This window comes from Streptomyces sp. NBC_00083, from assembly GCF_026343295.1.
Taxonomy (GTDB): Bacteria; Actinomycetota; Actinomycetes; order Streptomycetales; family Streptomycetaceae; genus Streptomyces.
Map to the genome: position 1 here is coordinate 2587158 of NZ_JAPELY010000001.1, position 19938 is coordinate 2607095.

Below are 19938 nucleotides of genomic sequence, written 5' to 3' on the forward strand. Positions count from 1 at the left end.
ATGGGCATGACGAAGCAGCGCCAACCTTCCTTGCCGCCGTCTCTCGAACTCCGTTGCCACGGGAACCGGTGCCGCCCGGTGGACGAGCCGCTAACCGCCACCTCGAATTCCGTGGTCGTCTCGCGCCCACGGCCCAGCACCGGAATGTTGCCGTCTGTGTCCTCGCTACCGTGACCAGCACAGGCTGTCCTCGTTCACCGGCCGTGACGACCACCAGGACAACCACAGCCCTCAGCATCGCCGCAGCAGCTATCGGCGCGAGCCTCGCCACAGCCGCACCCGCCATGGCAGGCGGTATCGGTGACTTCCTGTCTCCCGCGTTCGGGACAAGCTGCGCCAATCAGAACACGGGGGCTCACGCCAACGGTGCGACCACGCACGGCGCCGGATCGGCATCCGGGAACCTTGCCGGAATCCCACTCGGCAGTCCGCTCAACCAGTGCGGCGGAGCAGATCTCCCGCAGGTGAACGAGTTCCTCTCCCTTTCGACTTATGAGTACGCGCTGGACGCGACGGGGCTCTAGCCTCCTGCCTCGGGCCCGAACTCCGTACGCGCCTTGAGCCCGTAGCAGCCGTGGACAGCACCCGCACGTTGCCGTCCACGTCCTCCCCACCGAGGGGCAGCGGCGCACACGGTCCACATCCACCCCGTCCGCCGGAAAGTCGCCCAAGCACCCAGTCGCACCACGCCTTGCCCCGCCAGCGGCCCCGATGGGTCGCGGGTTTGCCAGTCGATACAGCGCATGTGCGCCCCCTGATGGTCGTATAGGCATTCGGGTGATCGGCCGTACCGCCGCACCACATAGATCGTTTTCAGCGCATGAAGAAGATCATCAGCGCCACGGCGCTTGCCCTCGCGAGCCTCGCTCTCGCCGCCCCCGCCCACGCCGACGGCCACGACAACGACAGCAACTTCGGCGAGGGCGTCAACGCCGCCAACAACTGGAACTTCTCGGCTGCCTCCGTCTGCTTCCAGGAACTCGCCGTTGTCCCGGTCGGCGGCGCCTGGAACGGCAACACCGTCAACCACTGCACCAACGGGAACGTCCTCAACCACGCGCACTAGCCTCGCCAGGCACCGCTCCGGTCCTGCTCCTGTTGATTCGTCGGGTGCCCGCCCCCGGGCTCGAACCGGGAACAACGCGGGTCCAGGCCGCGCGCCTCGCCGGCCAGGCGGGCTCGCGTCGGCCTGGCCGGCGAGGCGGGACGACGAGGTGGGACGACGAGGGGACTGCGGCGGGACGCTGTGCAGCGCGTCCGGCTGCGGGGCGCCCCGGTCGTCGCGGACCGGGTTGCCCGGGTGGACCTGCCATCCCGTCCCGGCATCGGCAGTGTCAGGGAGCCGGCGTAGGCGCCAGGACGCGGTTCAGGTTGCGCATCGCGTTTTTGAAGGACCGCCCCACCCCCGGCCCCGCCCCCCGCATGGCGAGCCGGAACAGCGCCGGACCCTCGCTCGCCATCGTCCAGCGCACGGCCGTACCGGAGCCGGAGGCGACCAGACGCCAGTCCTCCAGCATGGCCGTCACCCCGGGGACATTGGTCTCGTCGATCCGGTAGGCGTACCGCGCGCCCGCCTCCCTCGCCATGATCGTCTCGCGGAAGAAGACCCCGCCCCGCAGCCTGACCTCGCGCCCGGCCCCGCCGTCCAGGTGCCGGGCCGCCACGACCGGGGAGAACCAGACCGGCGTGGCCGCCACCTCGTCGGCGAGCGCACGGAACACGGCGTCCGGCCGCGCCGAGAGCCGGGCGGTGAACACCAGCCGCACCTTCGCCGACTCGGCGAAGTCGAGTTCCACGGAGCTGAGTCGGCGAGCCATGACGCGTTCCTCCTGGACGTTCGGCGCGGCGGAACCCGTACCGTGCGCGTACGCACGACAGCACGTACCGCCCGGCGGGAGAGAGCCCGCACACCATAGCTGGCGGTCCGTCAGATGTCTGCGGGGCCGCCGCTGTCGGGGCTCTCCCCGGCCACCACGACGTCCCCGAGGTGCTCGGTCATCTCGGCGCGGGAGCGGTCCGACAGGCCCGCGTCCGTCACCAGCGAGTCGACCTGGTCCAGTGTGGCGAACGAACTGAGCCCCACCGTCCCCCACTTGGTGTGGTCGGCGATCACCACGACCCGCCGTGCCGACTGCACGAAGCGCCGATTGGTCTCCGCCTCGGCCAGGTTGGGCGTGGAGAGGCCGGCCTCCACCGAGATGCCGTGCACCCCGATGAACAGCACATCGAAGTGGAGGGAGCGGATGGCGGCGTCGGCGACCGGCCCCACCAGCGTGTCGGAGAGCGTGCGCACCCCGCCCGTGAGGACGACCGTCGCCGCCCCGGGGCGCGGCCCGGAACCGGCGGACGCGCGCTGTGCGGCATGGAAGACGTCGGCGACCTGCACCGAGTTGGTGACCACCGTCAACTCCGGTACGTCCACCAGCTCCTGCGCAAGGGCGTACGCCGTGGTGCCGCCGGCCAGCGCGATGGCGCTGCCGGGCACGGCCATCCTGGCCGCCTCCCGCGCGATGTCCTGCTTGGCGCTCAGCTCCAGGGACGACTTCGCCTCGAAGCCCGGCTCGTGCGCCGTGGCCTCCGCGACGGGCACCGCGCCCCCGTGCACCTTCTCGATGACGCCCTGGCGGGCCAGCGCGTCCAGATCCCTGCGGACCGTCATGTCGGACACGTTGAGTTTCCGGGTGAGTTCATTGACCCGGACCCCACCGCGCCGTCTGACCTCGTCGAGGATCAGCGTACGGCGCTGCTCCGCGAGCAGATTCTGGTGGTCGCTCACTGCCGGGCCGGTCCCTTCCACTTCGTCGAACACACTCGCCGGGCACACCTGCCCCCTCGGCTCACACCACCCCATCCTGTCACGGGGAGATTCCGTGAGAGCACTGCACCGGGGCACCCGGATCCGAGATCCTGAAAGCTCCGCGCCGGCCGCGCCGCCGATCCTGCCACCACGAGATGGAGTCGCAGACGTGTCCCGTGCCACACCCGCCACCGAGGGCGGTGCTCCCGCCGTCGAGGCCGCGGGCCCCGCCCTGGAACTGCTGGTCCACGGAGTCGGGGGCACCACCCCGCAGAAGATGCTCGGCGACCCGCGCACCGTGCGCGTCACCGGCGACGACACCGCCGCCGTCTACCGCTGCGCCGAGGACGCCGACGCCGAGGCCCATCCCGAGCGCTACCGGGGCCGGCCGGTGCCCGAGGCGTACGTCTGGTGCAACCTGACGTCCGGCAACAGCGCCCGCGCCCTGTGGCTGCTCCTGCTGCCGTTCATGGTGGTCAACCTCGCCCACTGGATGCGGCCGCCCGCCAAGGACCCGCTCTGGGCGATCCGCCTGTACGGGGTGCTGGTGCGGCTCGTCGCGCTCAGCCTCACCGTGCTGCTCGTGGCGGCGGCCTGCGAGGTCGCGCTCGACCTCGCCGCGTGGCAGTGCGCGGGCACCGCCGGCTGCTCCCGCTCCTGGTACTGGCTGGGCTTCACCTCCGTGGCCCACCACGGCTGGTGGTCCCGGCCCGGCCGGCGCCTCGCCCTCGCCGCCCTGGTCCCCGCGGCCCTCATCGCCCTGCTCTGGTACCTCTCCAACCGCACCTGGAGCGCGTACGAGTCCCAGCAGCCGCTGGACACCGAACCCGCCGACGACCCCCGGTCCCCCCAACCGGCCTTCAGCCGCCCCGGGTTCTGGTACGGCAGGCGCCTGGTGGCCCGGCTGCGCGCCGCGCACACCGCCGCCGGGTTCCTCACCACCGCCGCCGGCGTGACCGTCGCTGCCGCCCGCCACGACCACGCCGCCGGCGGCGCCCCGGCGGCCCTGGGCCTCCTGTTGGAGTGCGCGCTCGCCGTCGTCGGCCTCGTCGTGGTGGGGGTGGTGTGCCGCCGCGGGCGCACCGAGTCCCATCGCGACGAGCGGCTCGACCAGGCGCTCATCTCCTGGCTGCCCGCCACCTCGCTCGCCCTGCTCGTCCTCGCCCTGCTGTACGCGTCGTGGGACCGCGCGGGCTGGGTCTCGGCCGGCACCCTGCCCGGCGACCGCGCCTTCGGCCTCCTCGCCTTCGCGCAGGGCGTCCTGGTCGTCGCGCTCGCCGCCGTGGCCCAGCTGCTGCGCCGCCGGGCACCGGGCCGGCGCACCGCGCTGCGTGGATTCGGCGGCCCCGCCGTCGCGATGCTCGCCTGCGCGCTCGGCGGCGTGATGACCGGCGGCGTCGCCCAACGGGTCGCCGACTGGGTGGACCACGGCGCGACCCCCGGCATGAGCCGCGCCGCCTACCACGGGCCGCCCCCGCTGCTCACCTGGCAGGCGTCGGTGATCCCCGCCCTGATCGTGGTGCTGCTGCCCGTGGCGCTGTTCTTCGCCGTACGCACCTGGCGCACCGCACGCGCCGACGCGCCCCGCGTCATCGCCGACTACCCCACCGAGCGGCCCGACACCGCCCGCACCCGCACGATCGCCGCCGCCCGCGCGACGGCCGGGCTCACCGACCACATCCCGCTCTTCGTCGGCATCCTCGCCGCCGCGTCCCTGGTCCTCGGCGCCGCGGCCCTCGCGGGCGCCTGGTGGGCCGGTGAAGTCCCGGCCAGAGCGGCCGACACCGCGCCCGACCCGGTCGCCTTCGGCGCCGACGCCGCCCAGTCGCTCGGCTCCTGGTGCACCGGCGTCGGCTTCCTGCTCTTCGTCACCTGGGGCCGGCGCGCCTACAAGGACGCCGCCGCGCGCCGCACCGTCGGCATCCTGTGGGACGTCGGTACGTTCTGGCCGCGCGCCGCCCACCCCTTCGCGCCGCCCTGCTACGCCGAGCGGGCCGTGCCCGATCTCGCGTGGCGGATGAACACCTGGACCGAGCGCACCGGAGGACGCCTCGTGATCTCCGGCCACTCGCAGGGCAGCGTCCTCGCCGCCGCCGCCGTGTGGCAACTGCCCGCCGCCACCCGGCGCCGGGTGGCCCTGCTCACCTACGGCTGCCCCGTCGAGCGGCTCTACGGGCGCTGGTTCCCCACCTACTTCGGTCCGGCGCCGCTCGAAGCCCTGCACCGCGAAGTGCACTGCTGGCGCAACCTGTGGCGCGCCACCGACCCGATCGGCGGGCCCGTGCGCACCGGCGGCGACGTGGACAAGGGCCCGCTGCTCGACCCCGTCGCCTACGGGCGGACCCGCGAACACCCGCTGCCCGCACCGATCCTGGGCCACTCCGACTACCAGGCGGATCCGGCCTTCGCCCGCGAACGGGCTCTGCTCCTGGCCGAGTTGGCGTCGGGCGTTCCCCATCCGCGTACGGATCGGAACCCGCGTACGGATCAGAGCAGTTCGGGAAGGTCCTCAGGGTAGAGCAGGGTCAGATCGTCGGTGCTGGCGTCGGGCAGCTGGGCGACCCGGCCCGCATGCCGCTCCACCATCGACTCGAACGTCTGGCGCGCGGTACGCCCGTTGCCGAACGCGGCGCCCCGGGGCAGCGCCGTGAAGTACTTCAGAAGACTCTCCGCGGTTCCCGTGCCGAGCCGGTACTCGTGCTCGTCGGCCTGCTGCTCCACGATGCGCAGCAACTCGTCCGCGGAGTAGTCGGAGAACCTGATGGTCCGTGAGAAACGTGATGCGACACCGGGGTTGACGCTCAGGAACCGCTCCATCTCCGCCGTGTACCCGGCGACGATGACGACCACCGCGTCACGGTGGTCCTCCATCAGCTTCACCAGCGTGTCGATGGCCTCCCGGCCGAAGTCGCGGCCGGAGTCCTCGGGGGAGAGGGCGTACGCCTCGTCGATGAACAGCACCCCGCCGCGCGCCCGGTCGAAGGCTTCCTGGGTGCGGATCGCGGTGGATCCGATGTGCTCGCCCACCAGGTCCACTCGGGACACCTCGACGAGATGGCCGCGCTCCAGGACGCCGAGGGAGGCCAGGATCTCGCCGTACAGGCGCGCCACCGTGGTCTTTCCGGTGCCGGGGGAGCCGGTGAAGACCAGGTGGCGGCGGGCCGACGCCGCCTTCAGCCCGGCCTGCTGCCGTCTGCGCCCGACCTCGATCATGTCGGTGAGCGCCCGCACCTCGCGCTTGACGCTCTCCAGGCCGACCAGCGTGTCCAGTTCACCGAGCACCGCGCCCGGTGCGCGGGCGGGCTCGGCGGGCGGCTCGGCCACCGCCGGCTCCACGGGGCGCCGGCCGGGGACGGCGGAGAGCAGCCCCATCGTCTGGGTCGCGCTCTGCACGGCCGGCGGTTCGGCGCCGGCGCCGGACTTCGCGCCGCTCTCGTCGCTGGTGCAGTCCTCGACGACCGCGCCGTCCTCGGAGAACTCGTAGCCCCGGCGGGCACACCGCTCGGTGCGGCAGCGCGTCAGCGTCGTACGGCAGCCGTCGATGACGTGGAAGCCGAACCCGCCGCTGCCGGTGACGCGGCAGCCGTGGAAGGTGCCCCGGCCCTGCGCCGACACGTAGAACCCGGCCTCGGCGGGCGAGGTGACCGTGACGCGCTCGATCCGGGGGTCGGCGCCCTTGGTGACGATGACGCCGGTCTGCGCGCCGTCGATGGTGCAGCCCGCCAGGGTGCCGCCGCTGCCGTGGTCACGGAACCAGGCGCCCGTGGAGGCCTGGCTGATGCGGCAGTCGTCGAGCTGCGCGGTCGCCCCGTCGCTCACCGACACCGCCGTGTTGCGGACCTGGGTGAGGTCGCTGTCGACGACGTCGGCGCGCGAACCCCGGTCGAGCACGAAGATCGCGTCCGGTACGTCGTGGACGCGGCATCCGTCGAGGACCGCGGCGGCGCCGTCGCTGACCCACACCGCCGGGTAGTCACCCGTACTGTCGTGGATCTCGCACTGGTTGGCGTCGACCCGGGTGCCCGGATCCCACACGGAGAGGCCGTTGCGGCCGAAGCGGCGGACCTTGGTCCGGGTCAGGGTGAGCACCGAACGCGACCGCAGGTCGACCGCGTTCTCCGGGATGTCGTGGATGTCGCAGTCGGCGAGCGTGAGGACCGCGTCGGTGTCCAGGGTGATGCCGTCGGCGGAGGTGCGGTGCACCGTGCAGTCGGTGAGGTGGGCCGTGGCGCGCGACGCGATCTGCACGCCGGCGCCCTTGATCTCGTACACCTCGCAGCCGAGCGCCTCGAGGCCGGCGCCCTCGCCGCTCACGGAGAGCCCGGCGCCGCTGGAATGGTGCACCCGGCACCGCTCGAGACGCGGATGGCCGCCGCCGTGCACCGACACTCCGGACTGCCCGGCCGCCACGACCTCGCACTCCTCGAACAGGCCGCCCGCGCCGTCGAACACGCCGATGCCCACGCCGCCGGGGTTGTCCACGGTGCAGCGCCGCACCGTGGGCCGGGCGCCGCCGCGCACCTCGATGCCGACGGCCGAGCGCGTCACGACCCGCAGGTCGACGAGCTCGGGCGCGCCGTCCTCCACGAGGAGCGCGGGCGCCGCCGCGTCCTGGCCCTCCAGGTACAGGTCCCGCACGGTCGCGGAGGCCCGCACGGTCAGCGCCACGCCGTCGGCCGGCGCGATCCGGACCGAGCCGACTGCGCCCTCGGGGCCGCGCAGCGTGACGGAGCGCTGCAGCACCAGGTTCTCCCGGTAGGTGCCGGGGGCGATGGTCAGGACGTCGCCGTCGCCCGCGGCTTCGAGGGCCGCGGCCAGAGAGGCGTACTCACCCGTGCGGCGGCGCCACCTCGACGTGCCCGTGTGCGTCACCTGGACCGTGCCCTGAGCCATGGTGCTGTCGTGCCCCCACCTCGTGCGTACGCCCTCGCACACACCTCGACCTGACCTGGAATGCGCGACTGATGGTCCACCGTAGCGCGCGCGGAGCCGGTGAGTTGACCGGTCAGCTGCCCGCGCCCGTACGGCCCCAGTCCGGACCGTATCGGGCCCATGCCCGGTCCAGTCGCTCGTACCGCCGGCGTATCAGCCGCCATACGATCAGCCGCCGGACCGCCTCGATGAGGGCGGCGCTCGCCGCGGCCGCGCAGATCCCCGCGAACACGGCGTGCGTCCGCGCCGCGGAGGGGCCCATCGGCCGGGGCACCGGGCGCCCGTGGTCATCGGTCCACAGAGGGAACGTGGAGCCGGGGCCGGGCGCTTGCTCCGGTGATGCGAGGGTGCCGCTGTGCCGACTTCCGTCGTACGCCGTCCAGTTGGCGACGACCCGGCCGCGGGAGACGCGGGCTATCGTGCCGTCCGGCTCGGCGAGCGGCGCCCGCCGCCCCGCCGGGTGCACCACGACGGCCGCCGTGACGTGCCGGTGCCTGAGCTGCTCGGCGACGGCCCGGCGCAGACTCGTGTCGGTGAGCGAACCGCAGAGGATTCCGACGGCGGGCGCGGCGAACACCATGAGCGCCAGCGCGGCCAGCGCCAGCCAGGCCTCCACGGCGTCGGTACGCCGGCGCAGCGGACTGCGCCGCCAGCGCCACACCCCGACCACGGCTCGCACGGGCCACCCGCCCCCTTCCGGCTTTCTCCGCTCGTCCCGTTCAACGCTGCTGCTACCCACAGGAGTTCCCGCGTGGCGCAGAGCTATGCGGACGGGCCGGGCGGGCCGGCCGAGCGGTCTAGGCGAGGACCTTCATCGGGTCGCCGACGTGGATCGTGCCGGTGTTCTCGGGCAGCACCAGGACGCCGAAGGCGAGTGCGCCGCCGATGCGGCGGTGCCGGGCCAGGCTGCGCAGCGGTTCCTTGCCGCGTTCCGCGGTGGCCTGGTCGGTGGTGGTGATGACGCAGCGGCCGCAGGGCTTCGCCAGCCGGAAGACGACCTCGCCGATGGCGATCCGCGACCAGGAGTCCTCGGCCCACGGCTCGGTGTGGCCGAGCACCACATTGGGCCGGAACCGGTTCATCGGCAGCGGCCCCTCGGCGGCGTGATCGCCCTGAGCGATCAGCGCGTTGAGGGCGTCGAGGGAGGAACGCGTGGCGATCTGGAGCGGAAAACCGTCGGCGAAACTCACCGTCTCGCCCTGCGGCGCGTACCGCGCGTCGATGGCCCGGCGGTGCGCCGGGTCGTCGAGATGCATCAGCCGTACCGCGGTGCCCAGATAGGAGCTGAACCACTGGTGCGCCTCGCCGTCGGCGGCCACCGCCTCGAACTTGCCGCCGAAGAGCGACACGGTCTCGGCTTCCGCCGTCCGCGGTGGCTCCACGACCAGGTCGTCGTGGCCCGGCGCGGACAGCCGCACACTCCCGCCCGGCAGTGTGGCGGCACTGCTCAGGGCCAGGGCGGGCCGCTCCCGTTGGGTGACGGCGACGCCCTGGGTGTCCACCAGCATCCAGCGGCGGTCCCCGGCGAGCCCCCATGGCTCGACCGCCGCTTGCGCCCTGTCGTATCCCCCGACCGACTTGACGGGATGGATGTGGATCCCATCCACAACCGCGTTGTGCCCCTGGTTCATGGACACATAGTGCCAGCCACTTCGGACATCCGTCCGGGTGGCTGGATCCGGGTTCGGTCAGTACCCGGTGCCCTGGTAGGGGCGGTTGTACGGATCCTCGTACGGAGCCGGTGCGGGCCGGGGTGCGGCGGGCCGCATGGCCTCGTACCCGGTGCCCTGCACAGGGCGCTGCGGCATGCCCTGCTGCCCCTGGTAACCGCGCGGGGCCGAGGGCTGCTGGGGGATGTACGGGGCGGCGGCGTGCTGCAGCGGTACGGGCTGCTGCATCTGCTGCTGGTACCCGTACGACGAGGCGTAGGAGGGGCTCTGCTGCGAGGGGGCGGCCGGCAGCGCGGGCAGCGCCGACGGAAGCGCCGGCAGGTAGTTGCTGCTGCCGGTGTCGTAGAGGGAAGGGACTCGGATCGGGGCGATCTGAGGTGTGCCCCTTTCTGCGACGAGGGAGTCGTAGATGGGGGTGTCCGGGAAGAACGGCGCGGAGTAGTAACCGCCGCCATAGGTGGAGCGGGGGGAGGTCATGGCACATAAGTTAAGCCCACGATGTGGCCGTTGGGGAGCCCCAATCTCCTGGTCATCCGTTTTACGTCGTTTTAAACGGCTTGACCTGCCGAAACATCGGGCACCCACCCTGCGTCCACGGCTCCGTCACGGCGCGAGGTGTGGCGCGCACATACGTCGCCCGAAGGGCGTGTGTGGGTGAGGTGAAGGGCCGGAACGCACGTCGCCAACTCCCGTGCGGCACACAGGAGTTGGCGATCGTCGATGCGGGGGGTGGAGGGCGGCCGCGTCCGGCACGGCTCAGGCGGGGGCGGTGGGTCAGTTCTCGAAGTACGCGTCGAGCACTGCTTCGAGCTGTTCGCTCCACCGGGCGAGCTCGGCCCGGTCGGCGGCCTGGACATCGTGCGAGAACCGCCGGGGTGCGGCCGTGTACACGGCGATCTCGAACCGCCGCGACCAGCGTGGCGTGCTGTACTCGACCGCGCTGACCTCGTCCCAGCGGAAGTCGGCCTCCTCCTCGTGCAGGCGCAGCCGGATCCCCCGGTGGTCGGCGACGATCGAGCCCACCCGGTCGGATATCTCGTACGCGGGCCGGTCGCCCGCGTCGTCCGTCCCGTTGGCCTCGTGGGCCTCGGCCGTGTCGCCGGCTTCACCGCGCGCGTCCCCGTCCGCCTCGGCCTCATCGCCGCCGCCGGCTCCGCCGTCCGCCTCCGGTTCGGCGGCCGTCGGGTCCGCAGCGTCCGCCGCGTCCGCACCCGCTTCCGCCGTGGCGTCCGCTGCGCGGGCCGCGTCGGGCAACACCTCCTCGGGCGCGGTGGCGCGAGGCGGTACGAGGCCGGGGACGTACGAGGGGTCCGTCGCCGCACCGGTCAGGGGCAAGTACTGGTGTTCTGATCGTTGCTCCACGGGCGGAAGTATGGCCGAGGAACCTGTGGAGCTGTGAACCCGCCGGCCCCGCCGCCGCGGTGGGGCGCACGATCCGGACACCACGTCGTCCGTCTGGCCCAAGCCCCGTACCCGTGTGAGGCGCCCGGCGCGGCCGCCCTCCGGCGCCCGCATGCCGTGCCGGGACTCGGCCGGGCCCTTCCCTGGCCGGGTGGTGGGGGCCTCCCCGTCACCCGGCCAGGGAACCCCGCCCGATCGCGCACCTAGCCCTTTTGGGCTGATATAGGGCTGTATGTGCGTATCCCATGACGCACCGTGACAGCCGGAAAGCTGGCGTCGCGTCGAGGCACAACGAAGGAAGCCGAGTGATGTCATCCGATCAAACCCCTCCCCAGGACGAGCAGATCCCCATAGGTCCGGGTGACGAGCCCGGATTGCTTCTGCTCCGCACCGTGGTCTCCTCGCGCCCCATGCACGAGATCGCCTCGCTCGTACACCTGCTGAACGAGGCCGGCGGCTGTCCGCCGCCGGGGGACCAGGCCCTCCGCCTGGCCGCCGTCACGCGCTCGGTGAACGAGGTCCACCAGCTGATCTCGCTGCTGCAGGAGCCTCCCGGCACCGCGGAGGACGCCGGCACCGCCCTGCACGCGGCCGCGACGGAACGGCCCATCGAAGACGTGGCGGCGCTGATCGCCAGCTTCGGCTCCGGTGACGGCCGGCTCCGCGTGCGGGTCTCCGAAGCCGCCGAACGCCGCGCGCAGGAGGCGGCGGAGACCGGCCCCGCGGTCCGGGCGGCGGAAGCCGTCGAGGCCCCCGTGCGGGCGCCCGAGCCCGCGGCGCCGTCCGCGCAGGCGGAAGCCCTCATGCGGGCGGAGGCCGTCGCTCAGGCGGAGGCCGTCGTCCAGGCGGAAGCCCTCGTCCAGGCCGAGGCCCTCGCTCGGGCGGAGGCCCCCGTGCGGGCCGACGCCCCGCTGGGGACGGAGGCCTTCGCACAGATGGAGGCTCCCGCGCAGGCGGAGGCCCTCACCCAGGTGGCCGACGGCGGCGAACCCCCCGTGCCGTCCGCCGGTTCCGCCGGCCCCACCCGCTCCGCCGAGGAGCAGATGGCGATGGCCATGGCGCTGTCGGCGCCGGAAGCCGCCCCCGGCGCACCGGAGCGCATGGCGCCGTCCGCCCCGGAGGCGCCGGCCGAGGCTCCCGCCCCTCAGGACCCCGCCGTCGCGGAGGCAATGGCGCCTCCCCGCCCGGACACGGCCCCGGCCCGCACGTCGCCCGCCCCCGAGCGGGCCGACGCCACCACGAGCACGCGCTCGTCGGCGTCGCGGCCCGTAAGGTCCGTCCTGCGGTGGCCGGCCGCGGTCGCCCTGCTGGTCGTCGCCGCGATCCACCTGCCGACCGACCTCAGGGACCTGCGCTCCGGCGACCTCGCTGCCGGAGCCTCGACGGGCATCGCCGTCGTCTGTCTGGCGCTGGCGTGCCTGCTCCCCCTGTACGACCCGCTGTGGGCCTGGACGGCGGGCGCGGCGGCCGCCCTCGGCATCGTCGTCGTCCACTCCGTGGCCACCGGACTCAACTCCGTCCATCTGCTCAGGGACAGCCTGGGCAGTACGTTCACGGGTGGCGCGCGGCTCATGGTGCTCTGCGCCGCCATCGCCGCCGTGCTGGCCGCGACCGTACTGACACGTAGGCCCAAGGTGCGTTCGGCCAACGAGGCCTGACACCGCCTGACCTCGCGGCGCCCCGAACTCCGTCCCGATCCACGGGAGTTCGCGGGCGCCGCGGCCCGTGTGCCGCCGGCGCGCGTACCGGCCGGGGCCACGGTGGACGGCGGGGCGCGGCCGGGGGAGGTGCTGCGAAGGCGGCCGGGGATTAAGTTGACGATGCAGCATCTTTCGGCGCGGCGACGAGAGAGCACCGCGACCAGCGATGGGGGAGAGCATGTCCATGCTTAAAGGGGCCAACGTCCCGGTGCCGGCGCACTCGGTCCGTGTCGAGCTGGCCTGGCGGTCGGGCCCCGGCGTCCCCGACGTGGACGCGTCGGCCCTCCTGCTGGCCGACGGCCGGGTCCGCTCGGACGCCGACTTCGTCTTCTACAACCAGCCCGCCCACTCCTCCGGCGCCGTGCGCCACGAGGGCAAGCGCTCCGAACCCGACGCGGTGACCGACACCCTCGTCATCGACCTCGGCCAGGTGGAAGCCGCCGTCGAGCGCGTCGTCCTGGCCGCGTCCGCCGACGGCGGCACCTTCGGCCGGGTCCCCGGGCTCGGCATCCGCGTCCTGGACGCGGCGACCGGCGCGGAACTGGCCCGCTTCGAGAGCCAGGACGCCACCGTCGAGACCGCCTTCATCCTCGGCGAGCTGTACCGCCGCCAGGGCGCCTGGAAGTTCCGCGCCGTCGGCCAGGGGTACGACAGCGGACTCGAAGGCCTGGCGACGGACTTCGGCATCACCGTCGACAAGCCCCAGCAGCCGCCGGCCGCGCCCACCGCCCCCTTCACTCCGTCGGTCCGGCCGCCCGCGCGGCCCGCCCCGACCGCGCAGGTGCCGCTCCCGCCCACGGCCCCGCCCGCGGCTCCGGCGCCGACGCCCGCGACGCCCGTACGGCTGTCGAAGGTCACCCTCACCAAGGAAGCCCCCCGCGTCTCGCTCGCCAAACAGGGCGGCTCGTCGGGCGCGCTGCGGGTCAACCTCAACTGGCAGACGCGCAAGCAGTTCAGCGGCTGGGGAGCCAAGCTGGGGCGCGCCACCGCCAACCACTCCGACCTCGACCTCGACCTGTGCGCCCTGTACGAGCTCTCCGACGGCCGCAAGGGCGTTGTGCAGGCCCTGGGCAACGCGTTCGGCGCGCTCCACCAGCCCCCGTACATCCACCTCGACGGCGACGACCGCACCGGCGCCGTCGAATCCGGTGAGAACCTCACCGTCAACCTCGACCAGAAGGACAAGTTCCGCCGGCTCCTGATCTTCGTCACCATCTACGAGGGCGCCCGCAGCTTCGCCGACCTGCACGCCACGGTGACCCTCCAGCCGCAGTTCGGCGCGCCCGTCGAGTTCTTCCTCGACGAGTGCACCGTCCCCTCCACGGTCTGCGCGCTCGCCCTCATCACCAACAACGGCGGCGACCTGATCGTCCAGCGCGAGGCCCGCTACCTGGTGCCCGCGCGCGGCGTCAGCCCCCAGCGCACCATCGACCAGACGTACGGCTGGGGCATGAACTGGACGCCCGGCCGCAAGTGAGCGCCGGCGCTCAGTACTGCTCGGGGGAGGCCTCGGGCCGGGACTGCTCGGGGGCGCCTTCGGCCCGGGACGGTTCGGGCGTGGCCCCGGGCCGGGCGTAGGTGCGTCCCTTCCAGGCGGCGCCCCGGCCCCGGTAGTGCTGCACCGCCGAGTCGACGGTCATCAGCAGGTAGAGCAGCGCCGTGAACGGCAGCGCCGGGGCGAGCACGAGCGGCTGGCGGTAGTAGCGCAGCATCGGCAGATACGTACCGGACATCACGAGCCAGGCTAGGCCGCCCGCCCACGCCGCCCCCGCGCTGCCGACGGCCAGGCCGGCCAGGCAGGTGAGCGGCGGCGCCAGGTAGACGAGGGCCAGACCCGCGACCGTCCCGAGCAGCAGCAGCGGATTGTGCCGCAGCTGGGCGTAGGCGCTGCGCGAGACCATCCGCCACAGGTCCGCCAGGCGCGGATAGGGGCGCACACTGTCCACCCGGTCCGCGAGGCCGAGCCAGACCCGCCCACCCGACCGGCGCACCGCACGCGCCACCGACACGTCGTCGATCACCGCGTGCCGCACCGCATCGGGCACCCCCGCGCGCTCCGCGGCCCCGGTGCGCAGCAGCACACAGCCGCCCGCCGCGGCCGTCGCGCGGGGCCGCGCGGCATTGATCCAGCGGAACGGATACAACTGCGCGAAGAAGTAGACGAACGCCGGGACGATCATCCGCTCCCAGCCGCTCGCCACCCGCAGCCGAGCCATCTGCGACACCAGGTCGTAGCCGCCGCCCCGGGCCGCGGCCACCAGTTCCCGCAGGCCGTCCGGCGCGTGCGCGATGTCCGCGTCCGTGAGCAGCAGATACTCCGGCCCGCGGGCCCGTGCGAGAGCGATGCCGTGGCGCAGCGCCCACAGCTTCCCCGTCCAGCCCGCCTCCGGCTCACCGGGGGAGACGACGCTCAGCGGCAGCCCTCCATGGCGGTCGGCGAGGGAGCGGGCGAGGGCGCCGGTGCCGTCCGAGCTGCCGTCGTCCACCAGGAAGATCTCCGCGCGGCCGGGGTAGTCCTGCGCGAGCAGCGAGGGGAGGCTGAGCGGCAGTACCTCCGCCTCGTCGCGGGCGGGGACCACGACCGCGACATCCGGCCACGTCGCGAGGTCGGCGCGGGGCGGCAGGCGCTGGTCGGTGCGCCAGAAGAAGCCCTGCCCGAGCAGCAGCCACAGCCAGACGATCAAGGACACCAGGGCGATCCATACGAGGGCGCTCACCCGCCGAAGTCTGCCCCACGGCCCGTGCTCGGCACGGGACCTCGGCCGGATCGGCCGGGACCGTCGACTATGGTGACCGGGTGAAGATCGCGCTGATGGACTCCGGAATCGGCCTGCTCGCCGCGACCGCCGCGGTGCGTCGGCTCCGCCCCGACGCCGACCTCGTGATCTCGTCCGACCCCGACGGCATGCCATGGGGTCCGCGCACACCCGACGGCATCAGGGAACGTGCTCTCGCCGTCGCCACGGCCGCCGCCGCCGAGGCCCCGGACGCCCTGATCATCGCCTGCAACACCGCCTCGGTCCACGCGCTGCCCGCGATCCGCGCCGCCCTGGAACCGGGGATCCCGGTGATCGGCACCGTACCCGCGATCAAGCCCGCCGCCGTCGGGGGCGAGCCCTTCGCGATCTGGGCGACCCCGGCCACCACCGGCAGCCCCTACCAACGCGGCCTGATCAACGAATTCGCCGACGGCGTCCCCGTCACGGAGGTGCCCTGCCACGGTCTCGCCGAGGCCGTGGAGCACGCCGACGAGGCCGCGATCGACGCCGCGATCGCCGCGGCCGCCGCGCTCACCCCGAACGGCGTAAGGACCGTCGTCCTCGGCTGCACCCACTACGAGCTGGTGGCCGAACGCATCCGTACGGCCCTGCGCCCCGACGGCGGCCCGCTCACCTTCTTCGGCAGCGCCCAGGCGGTGGCCGCCCAGGCGCTGCGCCGCGCAGGGATCGCCCCCGCGCCCGACGCCGCCCGGGTCGGGGCCCTGACGGTGCTGCTCAGCGGTCGCCAGGGCGCCCTGCCCGACGTCGCCCTCGCCTACGCCGAAGGCCGCCTCCTCAAGGCCGTGACCATCGCGCACTGAACGCCGGGCGGTGCCGTCGCGGCGGAATCTGAGTACGCTGCATTCCATGAGGGAAGCGTCCCCGGAGTACCCCACGCCCCCCGAGCCCCGTCCCGGATCCGGTGCCACCGAGCAGCCGCCCGAGGTCTGGATCGGCCGGGCCACCAACCGCGTCCAGTGGCTCCTCGCGGCCGGCGGCGCGGCGTGCATCGCGCTCGGCATCGAGCTGGCCGTCGACTCGACCTGGACCTCGGGCATCGCCCCGCTCCTGATGTCCGTCGTCGGCTGCCTGGCCGCCGGGATCCTCATCCTCTTCGGGACCCTCGCCTTCGTCCATGTGGCGGTCAGGGTCGAAGGGGACTGCCTGGAAGTGCGCTGCGGCCACATCGGTCTGCCGCGCCGGACCATCCGCCTCGACCATGTGGTCGGAGCCGACTTCGTGCCGCGGGTCACCCCGCGCCAGTGGGGCGGCTGGGGCTACCGCTGGCGCCCCGAGATCGGCACCGCCGTCGTCGTACGACGCGGTGAGGGCGTGGCGCTCAAGCTCGGTGACGGGCGCGTCTTCACCGTCACCGTGGACGACGCCGAAGCGGCGGTCCGGTTCATCCGCGACCGGCTGCGGCCGCTCGGCACCGGCAAGCCCGTCGAAGCCTGACGCCCCGCGCCGCCCGCGCGGGCGGCGCCCGTCCGGACTCCCGCGCACACAGCGAGCGGCCGTAGACTCCGCCGGGTGAGCACCACCAAAACCCCCACCACCGCCCCGGGCCCGCTCGGGACGCAGCCCGACGCCGCCTCGCGGCCGCGCCGGATCCTGAACCGCCTCCTGCGGCCCGCGGTCGCCGCCCTCGGTGGGGTGCTCCTGTATCTGAGCTTCCCCCCGAGGCCCCTGTGGTGGCTGGCGCTGCCCGCGTTCGCCGTCTTCGGCTGGGTCCTGCGCGGCCGCGGCTGGAAGGCGGGCCTCGGCCTCGGCTACCTCTTCGGCCTCGGCTTCCTGCTGCCGCTCCTCGTGTGGACCGGCGTGGAGGTGGGCCCCGGACCGTGGCTCGGGCTCGCCGCGATCGAGGCGCTCTTCATCGGCGCGGCAGGGGCCGGTACGGCCGTCGTCTCCAGGCTTCCCGGGTGGCCTGTGTGGGCCGCCACCCTGTGGGTCGCGGCCGAGGCCCTCCGCGCCCGCGCCCCCTTCGGCGGCTTCCCCTGGGGCAAGATCGCCTTCGGCCAGGCGGACGGAACCTTCCTGCCGCTCGCCGCCCTCGGCGGCACCCCCGTCCTCGGCTTCGCCGTGGTGCTCTGCGGATTCGGACTGTACGAGTGCCTGCGCCAGGCGCTGCGCCTGCGCGCCACGGGGAGCCTGCGCAAGGGCGCCGCCGCGGCCGCGCTGCTCGCGGTCGTCGTGCCCGTAGCCGCCTCCTTCGGGGCGCGCGGCCTGGTCAGCGACGCCGCCGAGGACGGCACCGCGACGGTCGCCGTGATCCAGGGCAACGTGCCCCGCCTCGGCCTCGACTTCAACTCCCAGCGCCGGGCCGTGCTCGACTACCACGTACGCGAGACCCTCCGCCTCGCCGACCGCGTCAAGGCCGGCAAGGAGCCGCAGCCCGACTTCGTGCTGTGGCCGGAGAACTCCTCCGACGTGGACCCCTTCGCCGACGACGACGCCCGCACGCTCATCGACCAGACCGCCAAGACCATCGGCGCCCCGATCTCGGTCGGCGCGGTGGTCGGCGGATACGGCACCAAGCTCTACAACGAGCAGGTCCAGTGGGACCCGAAGCTGGGCCCCGTCGCCACCTACGACAAACGGCAGATCCAGCCGTTCGGTGAGTACATCCCGCTGCGCGGCCTCATCGGCACCTTCGCCCCCGGCTACACCTCCATGGTGCGCGAGGACTTCAACCGGGGCACCAAGCCCGGCGTGTTCACCATGGCGGGCACCAAGGTGGGCATCGCCACCTGCTACGAGGCCGCCTTCGACTGGGCGGTGCGCGACACCGTCACCGCGGGCGCCCAGATGATCTCCGTGCCGAGCAACAACGCCACCTTCGACCGCAGCGAGATGACCTACCAGCAGCTCGCCATGAGCCGGGTGCGCGCGGTCGAGCACAGCAGGACCGTCACCGTCCCGGTGACCAGCGGCGTCAGCGCCGTGATCATGCCCGACGGCAAGGTCGTCCAGAAGACCGCGCTGTTCACCCCGGCGTCCCTGGTGGCGAAGGTGCCGCTGCGCTCGTCGCAGACGCCCGCGACCGAGCTCGGCACGCTGCCGGAGTGGGCGCTCGTCGCGGCCGCCGCGGCGGGCCTGGCCTGGGGGATCGCCCGCAACGTACGCCGGAGCCGGGACAACCGGGGCTGACCGGCCGGTCCCCGGCGGCCGTTAGGGTCGGGGGCATGGCAACTCCTGACTTCATCCGAGACATCCGGGCCACCGCCGGGCACCAGCTGCTCCTGCTGCCGGGCGTGAGCGCGATCGTCTTCGACGACGAGGGCCGGGTCCTGCTCGGCCGCCGCGCGGACAACGGCCAGTGGTCGACGGTCGGCGGCATCCCGGAGCCGGGGGAGGAGCCGGCCCAGACCGCGGTGCGCGAGGTGTACGAGGAGACCGGCGTACGGTGCGTCGCCGAGCGCGTGGTCCTCGTGGACGCGGCCCCCACCCCCGTCGTCTACCCCAACGGCGACGTGTGCCAGTTCATGGACATCGCCTTCCGCTGCCGTGCCACCGGCGGCGAAGCACGCGTCAACGACGACGAGTCCCTCGACGTGGGGTGGTTCGCCATGGACGCCCTGCCGCAGCTCAGTGAGTTCGCGCTGTTCAGCATCAAGCAGGCCCAGGCGGACGGCCCCACATGGTTCCGACCCAGCACCGAGCTGTGAAGTGTGTGTGCTGACCACATGGGTGGCTGAGGGGCGGCCTGCCTAGGGTCGAGCGCATGACCGCGCCCCTCACCCCCGAGCCCACCACGGCCGGGCCCCCCGCCACCCCCGGGCCCCATGGCCCCGGGCCCGCCGCCCTCCGCCCCGCCCCCTCCGTCTCCCTCGACCTGCGGGGACGCGCCGTGCTCGTCACCGGAGCGGCCGGCGGCATAGGCCGCGCCTGCGCCCTGCGGCTCGCCTCGGCCGGAGCGAAGGTCCGAGCGGTGGACCGGGACGCGGCAGGACTCGAGACGCTCGGGAAGCGGGCGGCCGGCCTCAGCGGCACCGTGGAACCCCTCGTCCTCGACCTCACCGACCTCGACGCGGCCGAGCGGGCCGCCGCGGGCACCGACATCCTGGTCAACAACGCCGGGCTCCAACTGGTGCGCCCCATCGAGGAGTTCCCGCCCGACGTCTTCCACACCGTCCTCACCGTCATGCTCGAAGCGCCCTTCCGGCTGATCAGAGGAGCGCTGCCGCACATGTACGCACAGGGGTGGGGCCGCATCGTCAACCTGTCCTCGGTCCATGGGCTGCGGGCCTCCGCCTTCAAGTCGGCCTATGTGTCCGCCAAACATGGCCTCGAAGGGCTCTCCAAGACCGCAGCCCTCGAAGGCGCCCCGCACGGCGTCACATCGAACTGCGTCAACCCCGGCTATGTGCGTACGCCCCTGGTGGAGCGGCAGATCGCCGATCAGGCCGCCGCCCACGGCATCCCCGAGGAACGCGTGCTCACCGAGGTGTTCCTCAAGGACGCCGCGCTCAAGCGCCTCGTCGAGCCACACGAAGTCGCCGAAGCCGTCGCCTATCTCTGCACCCCGCAGGCGTCGTTCATCACCGGCACCTCGCTCGCCCTCGACGGCGGATGGACCGCGCACTGAACACCCGCCCGGCCGCCGGTCCGCCCACCCGCCCGGCGACCGCCACAGAGCACCGCGCACCTGTCGAACTCCCGCTCCTCCTCCGCTCGTTCCG

General features: G+C 73.5%; 18 protein-coding genes. 10 read left to right on the forward strand and 8 right to left on the reverse strand.

Annotated elements, in window-relative coordinates:
- Positions 1-284 precede the first annotated feature (284 nt).
- Together OOJ98_RS34890 and OOJ98_RS11515 are read left to right on the forward strand one after the other, a co-directional pair.
- A complete protein-coding gene (locus tag OOJ98_RS34890; RefSeq protein ID WP_353963737.1) occupies positions 285-524 on the forward strand; it encodes a chaplin family protein in 240 nt (79 codons plus the stop codon).
- Between the two features lie 296 nt (positions 525-820).
- Positions 821-1066: a hypothetical protein gene (locus OOJ98_RS11515; RefSeq protein WP_267054540.1), complete on the forward strand. Its 246-nt coding sequence runs from the start codon at positions 821-823 to the stop codon at positions 1064-1066.
- A 268-nt stretch (positions 1067-1334) separates the two neighbouring features.
- On the opposite strand, the gene OOJ98_RS11520 is transcribed toward OOJ98_RS11515, so the two are convergent.
- The gene (locus OOJ98_RS11520) at positions 1335-1817 is read right to left on the reverse strand and encodes an SRPBCC family protein (RefSeq protein WP_267054541.1); all 483 of its coding nucleotides are present in this window, start codon (positions 1815-1817) and stop codon (positions 1335-1337) included.
- 110 nt (positions 1818-1927) lie between these two features.
- Positions 1928-2776 carry a DeoR/GlpR family DNA-binding transcription regulator gene (locus OOJ98_RS11525; protein ID WP_267054542.1) on the reverse strand — a complete coding sequence of 283 codons (849 nt, stop codon included), beginning with the start codon at positions 2774-2776 and terminating at the stop codon, positions 1928-1930.
- Positions 2777-2966: 190 nt separating this feature from the next.
- Between OOJ98_RS11525 and OOJ98_RS11530 the strand changes: the two genes are divergently transcribed.
- Positions 2967-5315 carry a hypothetical protein gene (locus tag OOJ98_RS11530; RefSeq protein ID WP_267054543.1) on the forward strand — a complete coding sequence of 783 codons (2349 nt, stop codon included), beginning with the start codon at positions 2967-2969 and terminating at the stop codon, positions 5313-5315.
- Here OOJ98_RS11530 and OOJ98_RS11535 read toward each other — a convergent pair.
- From OOJ98_RS11535 to OOJ98_RS11555, 5 genes are all read right to left on the reverse strand, one after another.
- Complete coding sequence (locus tag OOJ98_RS11535; protein ID WP_267054544.1) at positions 5285-7690, reverse strand: right-handed parallel beta-helix repeat-containing protein; 2406 nt, start codon at positions 7688-7690, stop codon at positions 5285-5287. The genes OOJ98_RS11530 and OOJ98_RS11535 overlap by 31 nt on opposite strands.
- Positions 7691-7802: 112 nt before the next feature.
- Positions 7803-8408, reverse strand: a complete 606-nt coding sequence (locus OOJ98_RS11540; RefSeq protein ID WP_267054545.1) for a hypothetical protein — start codon at positions 8406-8408, stop codon at positions 7803-7805.
- Positions 8409-8526: 118 nt separating this feature from the next.
- Positions 8527-9360 carry an MOSC domain-containing protein gene (locus OOJ98_RS11545; protein ID WP_267054546.1) on the reverse strand — a complete coding sequence of 278 codons (834 nt, stop codon included), beginning with the start codon at positions 9358-9360 and terminating at the stop codon, positions 8527-8529.
- A 57-nt stretch (positions 9361-9417) separates the two neighbouring features.
- Positions 9418-9876 carry a DUF6643 family protein gene (locus tag OOJ98_RS11550; RefSeq protein WP_267054547.1) on the reverse strand — a complete coding sequence of 153 codons (459 nt, stop codon included), beginning with the start codon at positions 9874-9876 and terminating at the stop codon, positions 9418-9420.
- Between the two features lie 297 nt (positions 9877-10173).
- Positions 10174-10761, reverse strand: coding sequence for a hypothetical protein (locus tag OOJ98_RS11555; protein ID WP_267054548.1), 588 nt, complete (start codon positions 10759-10761; stop codon positions 10174-10176).
- Between the two features lie 347 nt (positions 10762-11108).
- On the opposite strand from OOJ98_RS11555, the gene OOJ98_RS11560 reads away from it, so the two are divergent.
- Together OOJ98_RS11560 and OOJ98_RS11565 are read left to right on the forward strand one after the other, a co-directional pair.
- A complete protein-coding gene (locus tag OOJ98_RS11560; protein ID WP_267054549.1) occupies positions 11109-12458 on the forward strand; it encodes a hypothetical protein in 1350 nt (449 codons plus the stop codon).
- Positions 12459-12678: 220 nt separating this feature from the next.
- Positions 12679-13977: a TerD family protein gene (locus OOJ98_RS11565; protein WP_267054550.1), complete on the forward strand. Its 1299-nt coding sequence runs from the start codon at positions 12679-12681 to the stop codon at positions 13975-13977.
- 10 nt (positions 13978-13987) lie between these two features.
- Here OOJ98_RS11565 and OOJ98_RS11570 read toward each other — a convergent pair whose 3' ends face one another.
- Complete coding sequence (locus OOJ98_RS11570; RefSeq protein WP_267054551.1) at positions 13988-15217, reverse strand: glycosyltransferase; 1230 nt, start codon at positions 15215-15217, stop codon at positions 13988-13990.
- An 80-nt stretch (positions 15218-15297) separates the two neighbouring features.
- Between OOJ98_RS11570 and OOJ98_RS11575 the strand changes: the two genes are divergently transcribed.
- From OOJ98_RS11575 to OOJ98_RS11595, 5 genes are all read left to right on the forward strand, one after another.
- On the forward strand, positions 15298-16080 hold the full coding sequence (locus OOJ98_RS11575) for a glutamate racemase (protein ID WP_267054552.1): 783 nt from the start codon (positions 15298-15300) through the stop codon (positions 16078-16080).
- A gap of 46 nt (positions 16081-16126) precedes the next feature.
- Positions 16127-16714, forward strand: a complete 588-nt coding sequence (locus OOJ98_RS11580; RefSeq protein ID WP_267054553.1) for a hypothetical protein — start codon at positions 16127-16129, stop codon at positions 16712-16714.
- Positions 16715-16867: 153 nt separating this feature from the next.
- Entirely contained in the window at positions 16868-18406 is a 1539-nt protein-coding gene (gene lnt / locus OOJ98_RS11585) for an apolipoprotein N-acyltransferase (RefSeq protein ID WP_267055603.1), read from the forward strand.
- Between the two features lie 35 nt (positions 18407-18441).
- Positions 18442-18924, forward strand: coding sequence for an NUDIX domain-containing protein (locus OOJ98_RS11590; protein ID WP_267054554.1), 483 nt, complete (start codon positions 18442-18444; stop codon positions 18922-18924).
- Positions 18925-18980: 56 nt separating this feature from the next.
- A complete protein-coding gene (locus tag OOJ98_RS11595) occupies positions 18981-19844 on the forward strand; it encodes a 3-hydroxybutyrate dehydrogenase (protein ID WP_267054555.1) in 864 nt (287 codons plus the stop codon).
- The last annotated feature ends 94 nt before the right edge of the window (positions 19845-19938 follow it).